Below are 19,523 nucleotides of genomic sequence, written 5' to 3' on the forward strand. Positions count from 1 at the left end.
TGTATCCATCCATGAAACCGGTACGCCTGACACGCGCATGCAAAAAAGAGCGGACGCGAGAGCGCCTGCTCGACGCAGCGCGCCGTTCGTTCATCGAGCGGGGCGTGGCCGCGACGAGTGTGGAACACCTCGCCGAGGCGGCCGGTTACACGCGTGGCGCCTTCGATTCAAACTTCAGCAGCGAGCTGGAACTGCTACTCGAATTGCTGCAACGCGATGTAGAAAATCTGAATGATCAAAGGCCCGCCCATAACGGATGCCTGATGCGTATCAGCCGCGTTGAGCTTGAGGGTATGCACGGCTGGGCCAGGCAGGAACGGCGTCGCATCGCCGCGCACCCACGTGTCATGTCCCGCGAGGAAATACGGCGACAGTGGATTGCCCGACTGTCCACCGGGCATCTCGAAGATGCCGTCCTGCTCGTGCCCTGGCGACACCGCAAAACGCTCGGATGCGCCGAACACAGGTGACTGCACGCGCGGCATATTGATGTCGCCCGGCAGCGGATCGGCCGGCGTGCTGAGCCAGCTGCGCACCCACGGCAGCCACGACGGCACGATCCGGGCAAACGGATGCGCGATTGCCGAGCGGTTGCGCTCGCCCCAGCGTGCGTCTTCAAGCTTCGTGCCCTTCGGCAATTGCGCGATCGAGTGGTCGATCCGATCCAGTATGAACGCGCGCCAGTCGGCGAAGCCCTCGGGTATCCACGCGTGCTGGTCGGCGAGTGTCTCCATTGTCGCCTCGTAACGCGAGTTCGCCGCGCGATAGCTGAGTCCGGGTGCGATCGCAGTCATTTGCTTGTCGAGCGCACCGAACCAGGCGTCGTACAACGAGTAGTGGAACGCCCGTACCAGCCGGTAGCCGACCGCAGTCACATCCGCGTGACCATCCCAGCTTTCGACGAGCCGGCGGAATGCCGCGCGTTCGGGATGGCCGTTGAGAGCGGTCGGGTCGAGCGCGTCGAGTGCAGTGCGTCGCCAGTGTTCGATCCAGAAAGCCCGGTCGTCGGTCTGCACCGCCAGCATGTCGCGCTCGGTCGCATGCGGCAATGCGAGCAGATCGTCGCGAATCTGCGTCGCACGTGCGCCGAGATCGGCGCCAGCATCGCCGATGCGTGCTGCCTCGTCCGGCGGCAGAGTCCGATTGTTCGCAGTCCAGATGCGGCCCGCCGGCGGATCGATGCGCAACGGATACGCATCGGGCGGCAGATACCCCTGCCAACCACTATAGGTGTCGGAGCGGAACGGAAAGCTGGCGAGCGCCGTGGCATTCGCTTCCGCATCGGCAAAGCGCGGCAGGGGACCGGCGAGCGTCCAGCCGATATGGCCCTGTGCATCGGCCGCCACGAAGTTCTGCGTTGGCAGGCCGAAGGTCTGCGCAGCGTGCAACGCGTCGGCGACGTTCGACACGCTTTCGAGTTGCACGAGGTTCAGGTTGATCGCCTGCAGATCTTGCGCAACCCAACGCAAGGCATACGCATTCGGGCCAACAACGATCTGGGGCCCCCAGCGAGTTTGCGCGACCGGAAGATCGACGCTCGCGCCGCCTTTCACGTCGAGGCGCTCATGGATCACCTGCGCCGTCTGCCAGCCGCCGTCGGGCACGCGATAGCGCAGCGGATCGTCCGGGGCGCGCAGCAGTTCGACCAGATCGATGAACCGCCCGTAGCTGTTCGTGAACCCCCAGGCAATATGGCCGTTGCTGCCGGCCACCACGAGCGGCGTTCCTGGCAGGCTCACCCCCGTGATGCGCCGCGCGCCGCCATCTGCCGCGCGATAGCTCAGCGATAACCGGTACCAGATGTTCGGCAGCGACAAGCCGAGGTGCATGTCGCTCGCGAGCAGCGCGCGCCCGTCCACACCGTGCGCACCGTCGACCGCGAACCCATTGCTGCCGACCATCGAACTGACGGGGCCTCCAGCGTCGATGAATCCGGGCACGCCGCTCAACAACGCGGTGGCCTCCGTGTCGGAGTCCGCGGCGGACCGTGTTGCGGGCAGCCACGGCGGCGGTGCAGCGGGGGGGGCGGTGGGCGACGGCGCGAATGCGCGCATGCCGTCGAGCGGGGCATCCCAGCGGCTCGTTGCGGGCAGCAGGGACGCAAGCAGGTCCGCAGGCACTCGCTCGCGCAGCGCCGCGCGTGACAGCACGTGAGTGACCTGGCCGTACTGCAGGTCGATGTACATGGCATAGACGGCGAGCAACGTATCCTCAGCGCGCCACGGGACCGGTTGCGTGCGCAGCAGCCAGTACTCGAACGGCCGCGCGCGAAGCGAGCGCAGGCCGTCGTTGACGCCCGCCGCATAGCGTTCGATCAGTTGCCGCTGCTCTGCGGGCAACGCGGCGAGCGCCGCCCGCGCGTGTTCGCGAAAACGCATGGGCCGGTCGCGCCGGTCCAGTGTCAGCGCAGCCGGACCAATGAGCGCGGCCATCTCGCCGGCGGCGACCCGGCGCAGCAAATCCATCTGAAAGAAGCGGTCCTGTGCGTGAACGAAACCGGTCGCATACGCGACGTCGTCACGCGTGCTGCCTTGTACCGTCGGCACACCGAGCGCGTCGCGCGCGATCGTCACCGTTGCGGATACCGGCGCGTCGCGCGTGCCGTCGAGTTGCGGCAGGCTCGCCCGCAGAGACAACCCGGCTGCCACTACCAACGCGGCCAAAGCGATGACTACGATGCATAGCAGAATCAGCGGCCACGCGCGGCGGCGCTTTTGCGGGAATGGCTCGAACGGATCATCGTGGATCATGCAGGGGGCGTCCAATGCTTGCTGCAACGGCAATCTGATCGCAGAAATGCTTTACGACCATAGCATGGTCGTGTGGAGACAATATGCGTGGACGCCATTGGGGCGGGCTGGGTTCTACGTCAGCGATGTGACGGATTGCTGTTGTTGGCGGCGTCATGCTGCGGACAAGGTTTTTGGAACCTCGAACTCACCCTTGTTTCGATAACGGAAAGACAGAGTTTGGCAAGAGCACGAACAGCATGTCTCGCCACGCAACCGCTTGGCGCGCGGCATCACCGGTTGCGTTGCGTCAGTCATTTTTTCGCGCCGATCGGGATCATGCCAGCGGGTCTACGAGCACGCGACCGCGCGAGCTGTCTACACAGCGTGTGAAAAGCGCGAAGGCGCGGATCGTCTGCGTCCGTCACTGCGCTCAACGATTTCCGCGCTGTCTGATGAACGCCATCAACGCCGCAAAGGCTGGTGGGACGGAAGGATCGGCGCAGCTCAAGACGGTCGTTCCGTTCTCGGCGGTGATGTGGATGCGATATGTCCGCCCGTCGGGCACGGTTTTTATCGCCGCTCCTTTCGCGGCGGCCGGCTCCGCGCGGGCGGCCGACACGAGCTGCGAAAGCTGCTCGCGCTCTTCAGCCGATAAGTCTTTCTCATCGAGCACGATCGGCCGCGCAAGACCGGGAAAGAAGCCAACGCCTCCGTCGATGAACAATTCTGCTTGCATCGGCAACTCCTTTTGGGCGCCATTGGTCATGCAGCCTGCCACTATCGAACAGACGCACACAGGACCGACAAGCAGGCGGCCCCATGTGCCTGTCAGGCGACTCACAGTACACCAACCGTGTCCCAGGCTTTGTTGACAGCCTTTGCTTCGGAACTACTGGCACCATAAAGGCGATTGGCATTGGATACCGTGAGTCTCGCGAAGGTTTTGAAGTTGGTGCCCGGCTTGAGGTGCGAGTCGTTTAGCGTCTCGTACCAGACGCGTCCGGCTTTTTCCCACGCATATCCGCCGATATCGAGCGCAGCCAGACAGAACGCACGGTTCGGAATCCCCGAGTTGATGTGAACGCCGTGATTATCCTGCGAGGTGTTTACATAGTGGCTCATATCGGCCGGCTGCGGGTCCTTGCCGAGCACCGGATCATCGTAAGCGGTTCCCGGCTCCTTCATGGACCGCAGCCCGACGCCTTTGACGCCGCTCGCGAGCAGTCCCGCTCCGATGAGCCAGTCCGCCTTGTCTGCCGTCTGCTTCAGGGCGTACTGTTTGATGAGTGAGCCGAACACGTCCGACACAGATTCATTGAGCGCGCCAGGCTGGCCGGAGTAGAGGAGGCCGGCGGTATGCTCGGTTACCCCGTGCGTCAGTTCATGGCCGATTACGTCGAGTGCGATCGTGAAGCGGTTGAACAATGTGCCGTCACCATCGCCGAATACCATCTGCTGAGAGTTCCAGAAGGCGTTGTCATACTGCTGGCCATAGTGCACCGTCCCCGTCAAATGCATGCCGGCGTCGTCGATTGAATTGCGGTGGAAGATCTCCAGATAAAACTCGAAGGTCGCACCGAGACCGTCGTACGCTTCGTCGACGCTTTCATCGTTCGATTTTGGCGTGCCTTCGGCTCTCACCAACGTACCGGGCAGCGTCTCGCTCCCATTTGCCGTGTAAATACTTCGGTGCGCGGACGGCACGGCGGGAACCGGTGCTACAGCGCCACCGCGTTTAGGCGCAAGCAGTGCCGCCTGAACCGAACGAATCTGGCGGAACGTGTGATCTGCTCCCAATGTGTCGATGGCGACCGAGCGCTGGTGAGGCGTACCGTTCTTTGCTATTTCTTTAAGCATGTGCGGTGGCAGAATGCAATAGATCGAGGGAACGCGGTGATGTTCGATGCGATTGCACATGATTTCCTCCTTGGTGAGACTAAGCGACGGGAATGACACGAGGGGAGACACCAGGTCCGGCAACTGATAGGTTCATTTTTTAATAACGTACGCCTAACGCTAATTTACCAGTCCGGATTTTGGTAATTCGTAACGATGAACGAGCGTTACTAGTGCGGCCGACTTATCTTCAGACACGAAGCCCGCCAACACTGTGCCGAGGGGTCGCGCATTGGGAACTGTGAACGATTCCGTTAATAATAAAGGTGCAGGGTTTTTAAGCGATGGTTCCGATATATGACGGCTGGTCGTCCATTCTCCAAACAGACAGCGTTTGCAAAAAAACTTGAGGGTGCGATAAAGGCCTTTGGATAGGTTGATACTTCGCACGTAAATAAAGGTAGAGGGTTTGAAATCAATTTCAAGTATTTTCGAAGGATAATCTATTTTTATTTGTGAATCATTCTGAGGCGCACTGATTAGCCAAATCAGTCATAGTCGTCGACTAATGGGATTATGTCCTTTCTTGCATGCAAATTGACCGGAAAAATCGACCCATTCAAGTGGCGGATGCTCGCATTGCTTGGCGCGTCGGAGTCGAATCGCTTGAGCGACGGCAGGCATGGGAGCTGGCGGCTTTGCACGAACGGTCAGCGGGCGCTGTTGGCGGTCCAACGGCCAGCAGCCGCTCGCCATTGCGTGGCTCCAATAGCGATTTCGAGCATCGATCGTTAAGGTGAAGCGGAGAGCTGGAAAATCACGCAGAGACAGGTCTCGGGAAGGGCGCGATATTCTGATCGAGGCGAAAGAGGTTGGCAGGTCGCAGCGGGCTTTCAGCCGAGCAAAGCCTTTCATGCTTGAGAGCGCCGTACGCACCGGCAGCGATGGCGAAGACCCGGTCGCGTCGGTGGCTGTTACCACCTTCCCCCGGCGCTCGCCTTTTCAGGGGATGTTTCTCCCCCGCGAACCATCCGAAGATGTCGTCACTCGGGAAGCCACCGTGTGCCGACTGCAACGACGGACCTGCGCCATCCCGATCCCATTTTCGACTTTCAGGAGATCTCGATGCAGGACGCCGCGCACGAGCCGACGCTTTTCCCCTATGCCTATCCGCTGCTGATCAAGCATCTGCTGCATACGCCGTTCGTCCAGGCGCCGGACCAGGAAATCGTCTACCGCGGCCAGTTGCGGATGACCTATACGACGCTGCGCGAACGAATCGCGCGGCTCGCCAACGGCCTTCGGATGCTGGGCGTCACGCACGGAACCACGGTAGCGGTGATGGACTGGGACAGCAACCGCTATCTGGAATCGTATTTTGCGGTCCCGATGATGGGCGCCGTGCTTCAGACGGTCAACGTGCGCCTGTCGCAGGCCGAGATCGCGTACACGATCAATCACGCTGGCGCCGAAGTGCTGTTCGTCCACACCGATTTCCTGCCCCTCGTCGAAGCGATCAAGGGTTTCGCGGCGGCGTCGCTTGCGGCCGGCGTGCACGCGCTCGACGACTAGCCGAAAAACATAGTTGACGAAGCCCGCGTCGAGACATGGGAACGTTCATGATTTGCGCCGTGGTTGTGCGTTGGGTTCGGACAGGCGGGTTGACGATGGCACGTGCGTTGCTCGCAAGACGGTCGCCGCTTGCGATGGCGTCGGCGCGATCGACACGCCGCGTCGTCGCACGCGCATCCGCGAATCCCGACCCTGCTGGCCCGCGCGACGGGCCCATCGACTACGAGGCACGACATGAAAGCCCTTTGCTGGCACGGCAAGAAAGACGTCCGCGTCGACAACGTCCCGGACCCGGTCATCGAGCATCCGCGCGATGCGATCATCAAGGTGTCCAGTTGCGCGATCTGCGGCTCGGATCTGCATCTGTTCGATGGCTTTATGCCGTCGATGAAGTCGGGCGACATCCTCGGTCACGAGTTCATGGGGGAGGTCGTCGAAGTCGGCTCCGGCAACTCCAGGCTGAAAGTAGGCGAGCGCGTAGTCGTGCCGTTTACGATCGCGTGCGGCGAGTGCGATCAGTGCCGGCGGGGTTTCTTTTCGGTGTGTGAGCGTTCGAATCGCAACAAGGAAATGGCTGACAAGGTGTTTGGCCACACCACCGCTGGCCTGTTCGGTTACTCGCATTTGACGGGCGGCTATCCGGGCGGGCAGGCCGAATACGTGCGCGTGCCGTTCGCGGACGTCACGCCGGTCAAGATTCCCGACGGCCTGACCGACGAGCAGGTGCTGTTTCTTGGCGACATCTTGCCGACCGGCTGGCAGGCCGCGGTGCAATGCGAAATACAGCCGACCGACACTGTCGCGATCTGGGGCGCGGGCCCGGTTGGCCAGTTCGCGATCCGCAGTGCGATCCTACTTGGCGCAAAGCAGGTGATCGTGATCGACCGCGTTCCCGAGCGCCTCGACATGGCGCGCGCCGTCGGCGCTATCACGATCAACTTCGAGGACGAGAGCGTGCTCGATCGGTTAAAGGAACTCACGCACGGCAAGGGCCCCGAAAAATGCATCGACGCGGTCGGCATGGAGTCGCATGCGACGCGCTCGTTCGATGCGCTTTACGACCGCGCAAAGCAGGCGGTGATGCTCGAAACGGACCGTCCGCATGTGCTGCGCGAAATGATCTACGTGTGCCGGCCGGCGGGCGTGCTGTCGATTCCGGGCGTGTACGGCGGGCTGATCGACAAGATCCCGTTCGGCGCCGCGATGAACAAGGGCCTGACGTTTCGCATGGGGCAGACGCACGTGAATCGCTGGACCGACGATCTGCTCAGGCGGATCCAGGATGGGCATATCGATCCGTCGTTCGTGATCACCCATACGGTGCCGCTCGAACAAGGGCCCAACATGTACCGCGTGTTTCGGGAGAAGGAAGACGGCTGCATCAAGGTGGTGATGAAACCGTAGAACTTCCGAGCCGTTTCACCGGCCACGCGATTACTGCCAGCCTTCCGCGCAGCGGGTGGTGCTACGGCGCAGGAGACGGGAGGCGTCTGCAGCGCAATCGGCTTCAGTGCGAGTTGCAAAGTCGCCAGCGGGACCCAGGCGGCCGCAGGGCGAACGCCCCGCAATCCTTCAGCCTTGCGCAAATCTGTACCAGGAGTGCTGGCGGCGGATCGGCCGCGACCAGCAATGCGTGGGCGGCACGGCTGTCCTCGCTTATGCTCGCCACGAAACAATCGGCTTGCGGCTCGATGAACCGGTTGAGGGCAATTAACCCCCACTCCCCGTGAGCCGCGTATTCGGCATGATCCATCTCGTGAATCGGGAACACCGATTTCGGCGAGCCGGGGGAAGCCGCGAGTGAGAAAAGGAACAGGTCCAACTCACATAAACCGGACTCAGCGAGAGATTGGCGTGCGTCAGAAGCATCGCGATACGAGCGAAAGATTGCGCTCAGATACTCGGCCATTTTGGCGACCCCGTCCTTTTCTATCGCTTAAGCAGGAAGCACGCTGTGTGCCGCGTTCCGACCTCCGGCCCATATCTTCATCCCGATGCGAAATTCGCTGGTCATCCAGGCGTTGTGGTCGCGAACGGCCTTGATCGCCTCGATGCGGCCTAGTGATAAGCCGTCTCGCGTCAGCAGTTGCCGACCGACTGTCACCTCGAGTGCGTACGCTTTTCTGCACACGTGAGTTCTCTTGTTGTCGCCTAATAGCAGAAAGCGATATCACGTTGAGCAGGAAGAATCTGGCCTGCCGTCCGTCTTCGGGTAGCCTCGTTGTCCACTTGAACCCGTCGTGCCGGCTATCACTGCCGCAGAAACGCGCAGATCACCGGTTGCCCACAAACCCCGGCAATGATGCGGCCTCGCGAGCGCGTGCGAAGCGAACGGCTTGCGTAAGCGCCAGCGCGAACGCGGCTTCGCTGGTGTCGTGGATCGGTACATGCGCCCTAAAGAAGCTTGCCCACAGAAACGACTCGTACGCACGCTTCGGTTTGCGATAGGCGCCAGCACGTCGCGCAAAGGCTGCAAGACTTTGATAGGGGTCGTCCATCATTGCGGAAAGCCACATCGGCATTTCTCCGATCGCGCGTCGCACGCCACGATCATCGAACGGATGTAGCCAATGCCTTTGCCTCATGCGTTCCCAAAAGGCGTCGCTGTCGCAAGCAGCGAAATCAGCGACAACTGTCACCGGAACGCTGTCGATTCCCATGGCCCGCCAGGCGCACGCCCAGTGGTGATGGTCGACAACAAAAAAAGAGTGTCCTGGTCCCAACGCTACCCGGACCGCATGCCGCTCCATGAACGCGTTGGTGTCGTTGGAATGACGGTCGGTCAGAAGCGCTTTAGCGCTGACGTAACGCGCGCCGATTGTCATTTGAGTCGGCCGCAATTCATTGACATGCAAATACATCATGATGGAAAAGTTTGTTGAAACGCATTTTCGGACGAGCACTACTCATGCCTCGATATTGCGGGCCAACGCGATCCGTCGGCAACATCGCAATGGTTGCCGCGCTCGCATGGACCGACCAGCATTCGGCATGTCCTTTCGCGCCAGCCTCCGTCCGAATTGCGTGGTCCCACTCACGAAGGAACTGTGCCTCGACTTGTCGTCACTGCTTGATCGGACCGGTCGCGTTAGAGTCGGACGCGCCTTGGGGCGACATGCCACTTTCGCGCTTTTGCATCAATGTGCCACTCGCCGGTTTGCCGGTGCCGGCGTCCGCAGCACGGCCCATGCTCTGCCCAGCGGTACCCGGCTGGGTGCTTTGAGCATCCTGCTTCGGCTGCACGTTGCCGGTATTGGGTTGTTGTGCAAACGCGCAAGCGCTAGCAATTATTGAAATAACGCTCACTCCTGCCACTATCAGCTTCATGACGATCTCCATTTGTGAAGCGCGCGCTTGGAACCTCTCTACCCATCTCCGTAGCATTTCTCATGCCCTCGAGCAGCATCGTTGCAGGGGCCGAAATCAGCCGTCGCGGCCTGTCATCTCGGGTGCGATCGACGCATGGTTCAGCAGCCCGACGAGCGCGACACCACCGACCACGTTACCTAGCAGCGTCGGCGCGAAAAATCGCAGCAGGTAGTCCGGCACAGCGGCATGGCCGCGCAGCACCGCGTATGCCGCTTCCACTGAGCCCGCGATCACGTGGGCCAGATCGCACACTGCAACGACGTACGTGAGGACCGCGACGATCAGCACGGCGGCGGATCTCGCGCTCGGCAGCAGCCAAACCATCAGTGCGATCAGCCAGCCCGCGAGAACCGCCTTCATGGTCGTAGAAGCGAAGGTCGAACTGTACGGCGCTTGCGACAACTGGTCGAGAACCGGCGCGAGCTTCTGCGCGAAGGACGTCGGCATCGTAAGGATTCCGGCGAAGATCCACGTTCCCGCAAGGTTCGCTGCCAGCACGATCACCCATAGCCGCAGCGCGATGGCGGCAACCCGCAGGCTGCGCCTCGTCAGGACCGGCAGCAGCACGGTCAACGTGCTTTCGGTGAACAGTTGCTGGCGTCCGAGCACGACGATGATGAAGCCGACGCAGTAGCCCGCCGCGCCGGTCAGCGAGGTCCCGTCGCGGTCGAACGACGTCTTGCTCTGAAGCACCGCCTCCGTCAGAAACGAAAAGCCCATCGATAGTCCAGCGGCCAGCGCGGACCACAGCAACGCGAGTGGCTTGCGCTCGAGCGCCGTCTCGCCTTCCTCCCGGATGATTTCGTGGATGACCAGCGCGCGAGGGGAACTATGTGCGGAGGCCTGGTCGCGCTCCTCGTCATCGAGGTGTGGCGACGCATGTCCTGCGGGGTGCTCGTCGTGTGTTTTGGGCTGGCTTGCCATTCGCAATGCTCCAGGTTGTTCGCCGCGGTTGCCCCGTACGGCGCGCCCGCCGTCGATGAGCTGGCGGCGCATTCGGGAAGTCGCAGATAACGCCGACGTCGAAACCACGCTGCTGTCGGATGCGGATCTCGTCGCAAAGGCCAACGTGCGCACTCGGCCGCGATGCCGCGTCTCGAGTTCGGGGTGCGTCTACCTTTTTGCTTCGTCGCGGTCCGCAGCAGAGCGGCCAGGGAATTGCGTGACCGTCTCCGGCAGGTGCTCGAGGAGCCACTTCGCCATTTCGACTTCCTGGGGCAGAATCTGCTCGCAAACCTGACGGTCGCATGTGGACGGCGCGAGTCTGTCTGCGCATGCCGCGTTCCCGCACACCTGACGTGAGCGGACATTGGAGCGACGTGCGGCGCCCCGCGCGGGCGGCAGGGCGAGACAGGGGCGACGAGCGGCGTGATATCTCGCTCCGGCAGCTAGTCGGGGCAGACAAGTCGCGGTTAACTTCCTTTGGTGGCATCCGGAGCGTCGGAGGCTTCGGTCGTTCTGCTTGCACGCTTTGGCTCGCCTAAAGCAAGTCGGTAGGCGCTAACGGGCTAGCGGTCTCGAGACCAGCTTTGCGCGCACGTGCGAGTAGGCCCCCCAACGAGGCGGATCGCGAAGAGGACCATCGCTTTGCACACGAAAACGATGTTCCGTCGGAGTGTCGTGAAAAATCGTGTGCGATGGAGGTGTTCGCTAAGCGGCTGCTGTTTGCGCTTATCGGACTTCTCCATCTCCGGTTCCGAGCCCCAGTCCGCTTTGCTCGACGATGTCGAGTCGTCGCACCAGCACGTTTTCCGCAAGCTGTCTGCTGACGAGTTCTCTGCATAGCCACGATACGTCTGACGCGCGCGTGGCGACGATGGAGACTTCGACGGTCTGGTCGTCGAACTGCCTGACGTCGCCCGCAAGTTGCGCATCGCTGTCGAGCAACACCCGGTATAGAAGCAGGAGGCCCGACTTGTCCGCGAGACGAATCGACATCTGGATCAGCATCTTTTCACCCGTTCCGTTGCCACCGAAAATGGGAGTCCTCCCGGCGCCATCGACCGGTCGATCTTCTCGTGTTCACCCGGTCAAAAATCGGCGACATGCCTGCGCATTAATGGCGACTCTTTGAATGCCGACGATTGCCAGGGCGATCGCGCATCCGTCATGCCAAGGCGAGACGCAAGGGCATACCTCATTCTGATCCTTTACCTGGATGCATTGGTGCTCATCCGGAGACGTGAAGCGAGGGCTTACGGAGAATTGCTGGTGCGATTCCGGGAATAACCCCTGCTCATTCCAGTTGATGCTGTCGCGGGACTGGCGTTAGGCAGCAGCGGGTAGTCGGGAATGCTCGTTGCGGCGGGCCAGGCTGCATCACTTTCGCGCCGGCCCTTTGCGGCCGGTACCTGCAGATCACCCCATTCGAGGAAACGGTTATGACGAGCGAAACGCTTCTGGTACTTCCAGATAACGGAGACGAGACCGAACGGGCTGCGGTGGGCAGCGCCGACAGACGCACGGAAGTCAATCATTTTTTCGATGCGACTGAAAGGTTGTTTGAACTGAACCGCACGGCAGTAAAGACTTCAATTGATGAGCAATGTGTAGTCGCATTGAAGGCGCTTGAAGAAAGGTCGCCGCTGGGCGCGTGGCGGCTGCAGGCGAGCTATGTCCTTGCCGGATCGGCAAAGGCGGTTGCCTACTGGCGTCATGCGAGCGAAATCCTGCTGGACTCGTTTGCGGATGCCGTGAGTGACGCCGAGCATCGCGTGAACCGGGGCTTCCTCGTGATGACAGGTGCGATGGAAGATGCGAGCGTCGGGCTCGGGTCCTCGATTCTCATGGGAGACCCGGGGCCCGCGACACAGAGCATGGAGGAAACGGCGCAGATTATCTCGCAACCGGAGGACGAGACTCCTGCGCGACGGCGCGGTAGGGCAGACGGACAAAGCGCGTCAAAGTAGTGCAGGCACGACGTAGAGCAATACGCGCGGCCACACTTACCTAACCGCGGCAGTCGGATGAGACGAAAGAGCGGAATTGGCCCACGCCGCGGCCGGCGCGCGCGAATCATTTATGCGTGTCGCGCGCACCGGTCCGCCGGTTGCGTCGAGAGGCGAACGCATCGGCGCTTCTAGCGGAAACCCAGATGAAACAGACGAACGGATACAAGGAAAAGGTAGCGTAATGGAAACACGCATGCAGAATTCGTCGCGGGGCACGACGCTCGTACGCGGACTCGGGTGGTTCAGCATCGCGCTTGGTGTTGCCGAACTCGTGGCGCCGCGAGTAGTGTCGAGAGCGGCAGGTGTCGAGGCCCGCACCGCGCTTGTTCGTGCCTACGGCCTGCGGGAGATCGCTTGCGGAATCGGCCTGCTTGCCGCGCGCGACCCACAGCCATTCCTCGCGGCACGCGTGGCCGGCGACGTCGCCGACATGGGCAGCGTCGCCGCCGCATCGTACAAGCTGAGCCCGCGCGACAAACGCCGTTCCCTCGGCGCGGCCATTAACATCGCGGGCATTACGGCACTAGACCTTTACGCGACGCGAGCGTGTCGTGATACTCGGACGCTTGCGAGCTCTGGTCGCGCGGTACGTCAAGATTACAGCGGACGCACCGGTTTTCCACGCAGCCCCGAACAGATGCGCGGCGCGGCGCTTGCCGATTTCCACATGCCGCGCGACATGCGGGCGCCGGATGCGTTACAGCCCTACACCACTACCTGGTTCGATGCCACGAAACCCGAGCGGGCGGACGAAAGGCTGTTGGCGAAGGGCAAGAACGATCCCGAACAAGGCCCCTACGCGCCCGAACACGGCCATCTCGAGCCCGACCTGGAACCCGCGAAAGACTTGGCACGCCCACGCAGCAAGGGCGATCTGAAAGCTTGAACCTTCGTTCGCCCCGCCCTGGTGATCCGAAGCCCAGCTGTTCGAAAAGCCGCGAAGCGATTCAGCCGACGCCTGCTTCGACGCATCCGGTCTTGCACCGCGCGTCGATCCGGCGCTCAACTGCACGGAGCGTTATCCATCGAAAATTCGTCTTTCGGGTTATCTCGTATCGACGCTGAACCCGCGGCAATGGAATAAGCGGCGAGCGCCGGAAGCCCATTCGACGGGCAATCCCGCGCTGTGCCGGTCGTAGCTTACTGTTGCTTAGCCTTCTGGTTGCCGGCCCTTTCCGCAAACTCGGTCAGCTTGAGATCCGTGGCCTTTTCTTCCTCTAGCGTCTCTTTCAGCAGCTTCACGGCTTCAGTGAAACCCAGTTGCTTGCCAATGGCGCACAGACTACCGTAGGTGGCGATCTCGTAGTGTTCGACCTTCTGCGCGGCAGCCACGAGGCCCGCATCGAGGACGGCACCTTTTTCAATCTCGTCGATCAGTTCCTGACCTTCTTCTATCAATCCCTCCATCGCGATGCACTTCATTCTCTTCAGGCGGATGTCGCAGGTTTCCACCACCTTGTCGATCCGTTCGACCTGTCCTTGCGTTTCTTCAAGATGAGTCTTGAATGCGTCGCTCAGTGCCGGGTCGGAAGCGGCGCGGGAGAGTTTCGCCAGTGCCCGCGTCAGTTGCTTTTCCGCACTATAGATATCGGAAAGCATGTGCACGAACAAATCATCGACCGTCTTTCGCTGTGACATTTGGGGGCTCCTAAAAGGTTGTTCAGAGCCCTCAGCGGCGCAACGAGTATGCCTGAGACCGACCGACGCGCATCCAGACCTGCGGCCGGAAATGGATCGTGAACGGTTCTCATCGAAGCGACGTTAGCTGGGCTTCCAATATGTCTTCGGACAGGTGGCTTCGATGTCCGCGATGGACGGGGAATGCGGCACTCTCCCTGCACCGGGCACGGCCGAGCGCCGGCCTGGATCGCTAATGCCAAAGACCCCAGCAGGTTCCTGATTACGGAAGCAACGGCGAAGTCAGCGGCGAGTGCACAGAAACCACCGGGGCTTTTTGGGCGGGGGAGGTGTCAAGAGGGCGAAGCTTGCGTAATGTGAGGGGAATTGCCAACGTTTAGAAGTTGACGTCGAGCCATACCTTCGCCCAAGCCACACCGCGCTCATTTGCGGAAGCCTCGGTGTCGAAATAGCCGATGTCGGTGAAGCGAAAGACCTGGCGATTGTCCGCGTAGTCCTGAGGGCGGCGCTCAACCTCTATGCGAGCGTGGTAGTGAAAGCCTCTCTTCTCCGGTAACGAACGAATCATCCACTCCCGATGCGTCACCTGCCACGATACGTCGGTCATTCTGATTTATATGGACGCCTTCCCGTTTGCCAGGTGCGACCAATCTCCATAGTAAGTGGGTCTTCTACGCGGCGTAGACCGCATAACCGGGTTGATACGTTCGACCATGAGCCATTAGCGCCGATGATGCACTCAATCTTTTGAGCCAGCGCCATGCACCGGCCCCACGAATGCAGCAAACTTCTGGCCTGAGTGGTACCCATGGGCACCGCCGATCGTCGCGATCGCCGTCATGCATGTTTTGAGAGTTTCGCTAGCAGTCCCTGTGCCTCGGCGGTTTTCATAGCCTGTCCGAAAAACGCGGTCGACAGCGCTCAAGCGTACGCGGATTCTCGCCCGCCGTGGAAAAATGGGGCCGCTTGCGGGGGAGGAGACGCGTCGATGCAACGCGTCGCGGCGCAAAGTGGACAGCGTAAAGATCTTTGCAACCCTTAGCTAGAAAAGGCGTGACCTTAGGAACCAGAAAAGGCCATTTCGCAGTCGACCTCCGAGCAGATCCAATTCCTCGTCGTTCACGTGCACACGGTTTCTGGCGAGAAGAACTGCCGAAGTACGAACGGCAGGCCGGGCGCGTCAGCCTCGAACGCGCGTATTCCTGGTCATCGCCGCAGCCCGATGAGATTGGCGACAATCCTTTCGTTGCATACTCTCACCCATTAAACAAGGCGTCGGTTCCCCGCTCTCTAGTTGAACATTTCCGGCCGCAAGTCGCTTACCTCGATGATCACATCGGCCGGCAGATTGGCCCGGCGTGCTGCGGCGCGGATGGCATCGGCGCTAGGCGCCTCATAAAGGCAATAAGTCTTCTTCTTGTCCGCGCTGAGAAACGAAAAGAGCCACTCGACACCTTCTTCGTCGTTGATTCTCTTCACAGTTGCAGCACTTTCGTCTGTGACCTCGAGTTGTTCTGCAAAATTACGTTCAATCATAAACCGCGGCATACGATTCTCCTTGAGTAGCGACCGCACATTGCATCTCAAACTGTACGATCGACTGTGTTAATTTCTGTTCCCTGCTATTGCCTGCGCGCCACCAATGCGCTCGACGAGTGCGAACATCTCGAGTTTTTTGGCTGCTGCGGCCGCCATCGACAGCAGATCCCGCGCACGTGCTCTATCTCCGATGCCATTGCGTGCCACCAGCATGAGCGCGTATTCGTGGCGGCCATGTGCGAGCCAGGGCCAGGCTCGCAAGCGCTCATCCATGCTCAGCGCGTATTCGAAATGCTGTTCGGCCGCTGACCAGTCGCCGAGAGCATGGGCCAGCATGCCAAGGAACCGTGCCGCAGATCCACAGCAAAGCGTAAAGACGGGAACGGTGACGACCTGATCCCGGAACGGCAGGAGAAGGGCATAAATCCGTTCGGCATGTTCGACGTCCCGCAGGCGGGCGGCAACCTCCGCCAGATATGTCAACGTGACAAGCCGCTTGCTGTCCACGGGGATGCTGGATTCCGATTCCGCAAGCCGAACGAGATTGTCGCGGGCCTGCGCGTCGAAGCCGAGATCACTGCAGATCAACATGAATCCTGGCCGCCACGTAGTGTCCTCGGAATGCTCGTCGACAAACCGCTTGAAGATCGGCGCGACCTCAGCGAGCCGGCCCTGTTCGCGACGTATCGCGAACATTTGCATGCCGTAGACACCGGTAGCGAAATTCGCGTCAGCGTTCTGCGCCATCTGCAACGAGTCGCGCGCCTTGTGCTCCGCCTCGGCGAAGTCACCGACGAGTATGGCCCGCATCGCCTGCGCCCCCGTCACGCACCACTTGTCGACGAAGTGCTGTCCGCTGGCGGCGATCTGCCGATACCGTTCCAGCGCGCTTTCGAAACGGTCCACCTCGCCGATCTCCAGGTAGCCGGCAAGACATCGGGCGCATGCATGCCCGATGGTATGCGCATCGCCGAGATCCTCCGCCATCTGCCTCAACTCCAGCAGCACGCTTTCACGCTCCGCAAACCTGTTCGCAGGTAACGGGAGAGCCCCGACATGCATCAACTCGCACGCCAATGCATCGAACAGGCTCGGCAGATCGTTCAGGCGTCTGGCGAGGGCGACGGCCTCCTCGGCAAATTCACTACTTTGTTCGCGTGCACCTGTCATATGCACGGTGCGGACGAGGCGGCACAACAGGCGGCAACGCTCCACCGATTCCTCGGTGCCGATCAGGGCGAGGGCCTCTTCCAGCAGCGAAAGCGATGCATCGCCGGAACCTTCTAGGAAGGTCTCGGCAGTATCGAACTCCAACGCTGCCTGCACGAGATACGACGTGAGCTTCCATTCACGGGCAATCCGGACGGCCTCGCGGAAGGTCGCGATCGCCTCGCGTTGGGCCAGTCTGAGCTCTGCCCTGCCTCTTGTCAGCAGCAAAGGCAGCAGGTGAGTGGCACGATCCGGCTCGCTGTGGAAGCATCGGTTGACCAGTTCAAGTCCGCGTTGCACATGGGCGATAGCTTCATCGTAGGCGGCGCCCGCCAGCGCCCGTTCCCCGGCGCGCTGCCAATAGCCGATCGCGCGATCCGGCAGGTCGGCCGCAGCGAAGTTCTGAGCGATCACTTCGGGTTGCCGCTCGACGACGTCCGGATAATGTTCTTCAAGAGCACCGGCGATCAGCGCGTGGTAGTTCCGGCGGCGCGCAAGCAGCAGGGATTGGTATGCAATCTCCTGGATCAGTGCATGCCGGAACAGGAAGGCGTCTTCTTCGGCGAGTTTCCCCGCAGCAGGAACAATGATTTCGGCCGCAATCAGCCGGTCGAGTGATTCCTGCAGTTCTTTCTCTGACCTGGACGCAATCAGACCAAGCAGCTTCCTGCCGAACTCACGTCCCACTGTGGCCGCGACCTGCGCGGTTTCCTTGACGATTGGCTCCAGCCGGTCGAGCCTCGACAGCAGCGAACCCTGCAGCGTGTCCGGAATCGCGATTGTCTGCCGCGTGCCTTTCAACTCGTAGCCGGCCCCGGTCTCCTCCAACTGGTCGCCCTGGAGAACGGCCTTGGTCAGTTCTTCGACAAAGAGCGGCACACCGTCCGTCTTGGAGACGATCTGGTCGAGTATGAGATCCGGCAGCCGCTTGCCGCCCGTCAGCCGCTCGATCATTGCAACGCAATCACGGCGCGATAGCCGATCGAGATTGAGGTGTACGAGATGAGGGTAAGTCCATCCCGGGTCGAACTCGGGCCGCGCCGTGACAAGTACCATCAGCCGGGCGGACGTCAGCCGTTCAACCACGAGCCGGACGAACTCGAGGGATGACGGATCGATCCAGTGCGCGTCTTCGACAACGAAAAGCACCGGCTGAACACACGTCGACATTTCGAGCATGGCCACCAGCGCGTCCAGCGTCCGGCGCTTGAAGGAAGGAGAAGAAGTGTCGACTGCCGGATGTGGCGCGCCTGTCGGAATACCAAGCAGATTCGTAAGCACCAGAAGTGTCTCGTCGACATCGAGTCCGAGTCTTGCGATCCCGGCCTCTAGCCGCTCCATATTCGATGCATCTGACGCGTCCGGGCCGATGCCAAAAGTGCGCTGTAGCCAGCGTTGTACCGGCCAAAAAGGGCTGTTGCGATAGTACGCGGAACATTGAAGCGAAACGATTGCATGCGTGTCTTCACTGATGCTGTCGCAGAGCGCCCGCAGCACGCGGGATTTTCCGATTCCCGGCTCGCCGGTCAACAGAACGCAGCGCATTTCGCTATCGACGCTCTGCCTCCACCGCCGCCGCATCATGTCGAGTTCTGCAGCCCGGCCCACGAGCGGTGTCATCCCGTGGACCGCTCTGATTTCGAAGCGGTCGATCGTGTCCGCTTGCGCCAGTACTCGTTGGACCCGAACCGGACCGGTGACACCTTTCAGTTCTCGCCAGCCAAGGTCTTCAAGCTTGAACGACCCTTCGATCAGATGCTGCGTGGCCGGCCCCACGACGATCGCGTCGGGCGGAGCGAGCGACTGCAGCCTTGCGGCTATGATTGGCGCCTCCCCGACGATGGCCTGGTGATCCAGCGAAGATCCGGCGCCAATCGCGCCGGCGACGACAAGTCCCGTTTCGATCCCGATCCGGACATGCAGGCGCACGCCGTACTCCGTTTCGATGAGATCGTTGGCCTCGCGAAGCGCCGCTATGGCAGCGAGCGCGGCGAGTACCGCGCGTATGGCATCGTCTTCGTGCGCACTCGGATAGCCGAAATAGACGAGCAGGCCGTCGCCGATATAAAGCGCGATGCGACCATCATGGGCTTCGATTGCCCGCGCACAGGCTTGATGGTAGACGCCTAGCAGACGTCGCATATCCTCTGGATCGAATCGCTCCGCTAGCGCTGTCGAATCGATCAGGTCGACGAACATCACTGTGATTTGCCGCCTCTCGGCCTCGATGGCTTCAGATGCAGGCGACGGTGCGTCCGCGCGTTCCGCCACCCGGCCAGGCGAATGCACGTGGAATTCGCTCAGCGCGGCAAGTCCCTTTGCGAGCCGCTTGCGGTCACCAAGCGTAAGGCCGAGTTCCTTCAGGTCATCGTCGGAAAGATCGCCGAGCACATCCCAGTCGATTCCTTGTGAGGCGAACTTCGCAGTATGGGCGCCGAGGCCAATCTGCGCTAACCATGTCGTCAGATCGTCGGTCATTGCTGGATCTCTGGAATCCCTATCCAACGCTATCATCGGCGTGGTAGCCCAACTTGTCCATGCGGCTTCGCATCTCGTTCCGGCGAGTTTCGGGACCGGCGCGTGCGATGGGTCTTTTTAAGTAGGAACGACGAACATTTCGACCCGGTGACCTCGGCCGCACTGCCCACACCTGCAGCTTCAGCCCCTGGCATTGCAG

15 protein-coding genes and 2 pseudogenes are annotated in these 19,523 nt (G+C 61.2%); 5 read left to right on the plus strand and 12 right to left on the minus strand.

Annotation, left to right across the window (positions count from 1 at the left end):
* Positions 1–11: 11 nt before the first annotated feature.
* Positions 12–224, plus strand: a pseudogene (locus tag BC1002_RS36985) (TetR family transcriptional regulator); the annotation flags it as partial.
* On the opposite strand, the gene BC1002_RS31755 reads toward BC1002_RS36985, so the two are convergent.
* The 3 genes from BC1002_RS31755 to BC1002_RS31765 form a co-directional block, all read right to left on the minus strand.
* The gene (locus BC1002_RS31755; protein ID WP_013094068.1) at positions 195–2,750 is read right to left on the minus strand and encodes a penicillin acylase family protein; all 2,556 of its coding nucleotides are present in this window, start codon (positions 2,748–2,750) and stop codon (positions 195–197) included. The pseudogene BC1002_RS36985 and the gene BC1002_RS31755 sit on opposite strands and share 30 nt — an antisense overlap.
* Positions 2,751–3,162: 412 nt before the next feature.
* A complete protein-coding gene (locus tag BC1002_RS31760; protein WP_013094069.1) occupies positions 3,163–3,468 on the minus strand; it encodes a protealysin inhibitor emfourin in 306 nt (101 codons plus the stop codon).
* A gap of 101 nt (positions 3,469–3,569) precedes the next feature.
* Positions 3,570–4,649, minus strand: a complete 1,080-nt coding sequence (locus BC1002_RS31765; RefSeq protein WP_013094070.1) for a M4 family metallopeptidase — start codon at positions 4,647–4,649, stop codon at positions 3,570–3,572.
* 1,044 nt (positions 4,650–5,693) lie between these two features.
* Between BC1002_RS31765 and BC1002_RS31770 the strand changes: the two are divergent.
* Together BC1002_RS31770 and BC1002_RS31775 are read left to right on the plus strand one after the other, a co-directional pair.
* Positions 5,694–6,092 (plus strand): annotated as a pseudogene (locus BC1002_RS31770) (AMP-binding protein); the annotation flags it as partial.
* 282 nt (positions 6,093–6,374) lie between these two features.
* A complete protein-coding gene (locus BC1002_RS31775; protein WP_013094072.1) occupies positions 6,375–7,544 on the plus strand; it encodes a zinc-dependent alcohol dehydrogenase in 1,170 nt (389 codons plus the stop codon).
* A gap of 103 nt (positions 7,545–7,647) precedes the next feature.
* On the opposite strand, the gene BC1002_RS31780 is transcribed toward BC1002_RS31775, so the two are convergent.
* The 5 genes from BC1002_RS31780 to BC1002_RS31805 all read right to left on the minus strand — a co-directional run bounded on the left by BC1002_RS31780 (position 7,648) and on the right by BC1002_RS31805 (position 11,459).
* Complete coding sequence (locus tag BC1002_RS31780) at positions 7,648–8,049, minus strand: hypothetical protein (protein ID WP_013094073.1); 402 nt, start codon at positions 8,047–8,049, stop codon at positions 7,648–7,650.
* A 364-nt stretch (positions 8,050–8,413) separates the two neighbouring features.
* Positions 8,414–9,043, minus strand: coding sequence for a ParB/Srx family N-terminal domain-containing protein (locus BC1002_RS31790; RefSeq protein WP_013094074.1), 630 nt, complete (start codon positions 9,041–9,043; stop codon positions 8,414–8,416).
* A 160-nt stretch (positions 9,044–9,203) separates the two neighbouring features.
* Positions 9,204–9,467: a hypothetical protein gene (locus BC1002_RS31795; RefSeq protein ID WP_041735991.1), complete on the minus strand. Its 264-nt coding sequence runs from the start codon at positions 9,465–9,467 to the stop codon at positions 9,204–9,206.
* Positions 9,468–9,563: 96 nt separating this feature from the next.
* Entirely contained in the window at positions 9,564–10,433 is an 870-nt protein-coding gene (locus BC1002_RS31800) for a formate/nitrite transporter family protein (protein WP_013094076.1), read from the minus strand.
* Between the two features lie 747 nt (positions 10,434–11,180).
* On the minus strand, positions 11,181–11,459 hold the full coding sequence (locus tag BC1002_RS31805; RefSeq protein WP_013094077.1) for a hypothetical protein: 279 nt from the start codon (positions 11,457–11,459) through the stop codon (positions 11,181–11,183).
* 431 nt (positions 11,460–11,890) lie between these two features.
* Here BC1002_RS31805 and phaP point away from each other — a divergent pair, with 431 nt between their 5' ends.
* Entirely contained in the window at positions 11,891–12,418 is a 528-nt protein-coding gene (phaP, locus tag BC1002_RS31810) for a TIGR01841 family phasin (RefSeq protein ID WP_013094078.1), read from the plus strand.
* Between the two features lie 235 nt (positions 12,419–12,653).
* On the plus strand, positions 12,654–13,346 hold the full coding sequence (locus tag BC1002_RS31815) for a hypothetical protein (RefSeq protein WP_238538036.1): 693 nt from the start codon (positions 12,654–12,656) through the stop codon (positions 13,344–13,346).
* A gap of 254 nt (positions 13,347–13,600) precedes the next feature.
* Here BC1002_RS31815 and BC1002_RS31820 read toward each other — a convergent pair whose 3' ends face one another.
* The 4 genes from BC1002_RS31820 to BC1002_RS31835 form a co-directional block, all read right to left on the minus strand.
* Positions 13,601–14,098, minus strand: a complete 498-nt coding sequence (locus BC1002_RS31820) for a YciE/YciF ferroxidase family protein (protein WP_013094080.1) — start codon at positions 14,096–14,098, stop codon at positions 13,601–13,603.
* A gap of 376 nt (positions 14,099–14,474) precedes the next feature.
* Entirely contained in the window at positions 14,475–14,705 is a 231-nt protein-coding gene (locus BC1002_RS31825) for a hypothetical protein (protein WP_013094081.1), read from the minus strand.
* A 683-nt stretch (positions 14,706–15,388) separates the two neighbouring features.
* Complete coding sequence (locus BC1002_RS31830; protein ID WP_013094082.1) at positions 15,389–15,646, minus strand: DUF4242 domain-containing protein; 258 nt, start codon at positions 15,644–15,646, stop codon at positions 15,389–15,391.
* 57 nt (positions 15,647–15,703) lie between these two features.
* Positions 15,704–19,324, minus strand: coding sequence for an AAA family ATPase (locus BC1002_RS31835; protein ID WP_013094083.1), 3,621 nt, complete (start codon positions 19,322–19,324; stop codon positions 15,704–15,706).
* Positions 19,325–19,523 lie beyond the last annotated feature (199 nt).

Origin of the sequence: Paraburkholderia atlantica (assembly GCF_000092885.1) — a bacterium.
GTDB classification, from domain to species: Bacteria; Pseudomonadota; Gammaproteobacteria; order Burkholderiales; family Burkholderiaceae; genus Paraburkholderia; species Paraburkholderia atlantica.

Excerpts from the sequence above, each read along its gene's own strand:
- BC1002_RS31755 (WP_013094068.1), bottom strand. The coding sequence starts at position 2,750 with ATGATCCACGATGATCCGTTCGAGCCATTCCCGCAAAAGCGCCGCCGC.
- BC1002_RS31760 (WP_013094069.1), bottom strand. The coding sequence starts at position 3,468 with ATGCAAGCAGAATTGTTCATCGACGGAGGCGTTGGCTTCTTTCCCGGT.
- BC1002_RS31765 (WP_013094070.1), bottom strand. The coding sequence starts at position 4,649 with ATGTGCAATCGCATCGAACATCACCGCGTTCCCTCGATCTATTGCATT.
- BC1002_RS31775 (WP_013094072.1), top strand. The coding sequence starts at position 6,375 with ATGAAAGCCCTTTGCTGGCACGGCAAGAAAGACGTCCGCGTCGACAAC.
- BC1002_RS31780 (WP_013094073.1), bottom strand. The coding sequence starts at position 8,049 with ATGGCCGAGTATCTGAGCGCAATCTTTCGCTCGTATCGCGATGCTTCT.
- BC1002_RS31795 (WP_041735991.1), bottom strand. The coding sequence starts at position 9,467 with ATGAAGCTGATAGTGGCAGGAGTGAGCGTTATTTCAATAATTGCTAGC.
- BC1002_RS31800 (WP_013094076.1), bottom strand. The coding sequence starts at position 10,433 with ATGGCAAGCCAGCCCAAAACACACGACGAGCACCCCGCAGGACATGCG.
- BC1002_RS31805 (WP_013094077.1), bottom strand. The coding sequence starts at position 11,459 with ATGCTGATCCAGATGTCGATTCGTCTCGCGGACAAGTCGGGCCTCCTG.
- phaP (WP_013094078.1), top strand. The coding sequence starts at position 11,891 with ATGACGAGCGAAACGCTTCTGGTACTTCCAGATAACGGAGACGAGACC.
- BC1002_RS31815 (WP_238538036.1), top strand. The coding sequence starts at position 12,654 with ATGCAGAATTCGTCGCGGGGCACGACGCTCGTACGCGGACTCGGGTGG.
- BC1002_RS31820 (WP_013094080.1), bottom strand. The coding sequence starts at position 14,098 with ATGTCACAGCGAAAGACGGTCGATGATTTGTTCGTGCACATGCTTTCC.
- BC1002_RS31825 (WP_013094081.1), bottom strand. The coding sequence starts at position 14,705 with ATGACCGACGTATCGTGGCAGGTGACGCATCGGGAGTGGATGATTCGT.
- BC1002_RS31830 (WP_013094082.1), bottom strand. The coding sequence starts at position 15,646 with ATGCCGCGGTTTATGATTGAACGTAATTTTGCAGAACAACTCGAGGTC.
- BC1002_RS31835 (WP_013094083.1), bottom strand. The coding sequence starts at position 19,324 with ATGACCGACGATCTGACGACATGGTTAGCGCAGATTGGCCTCGGCGCC.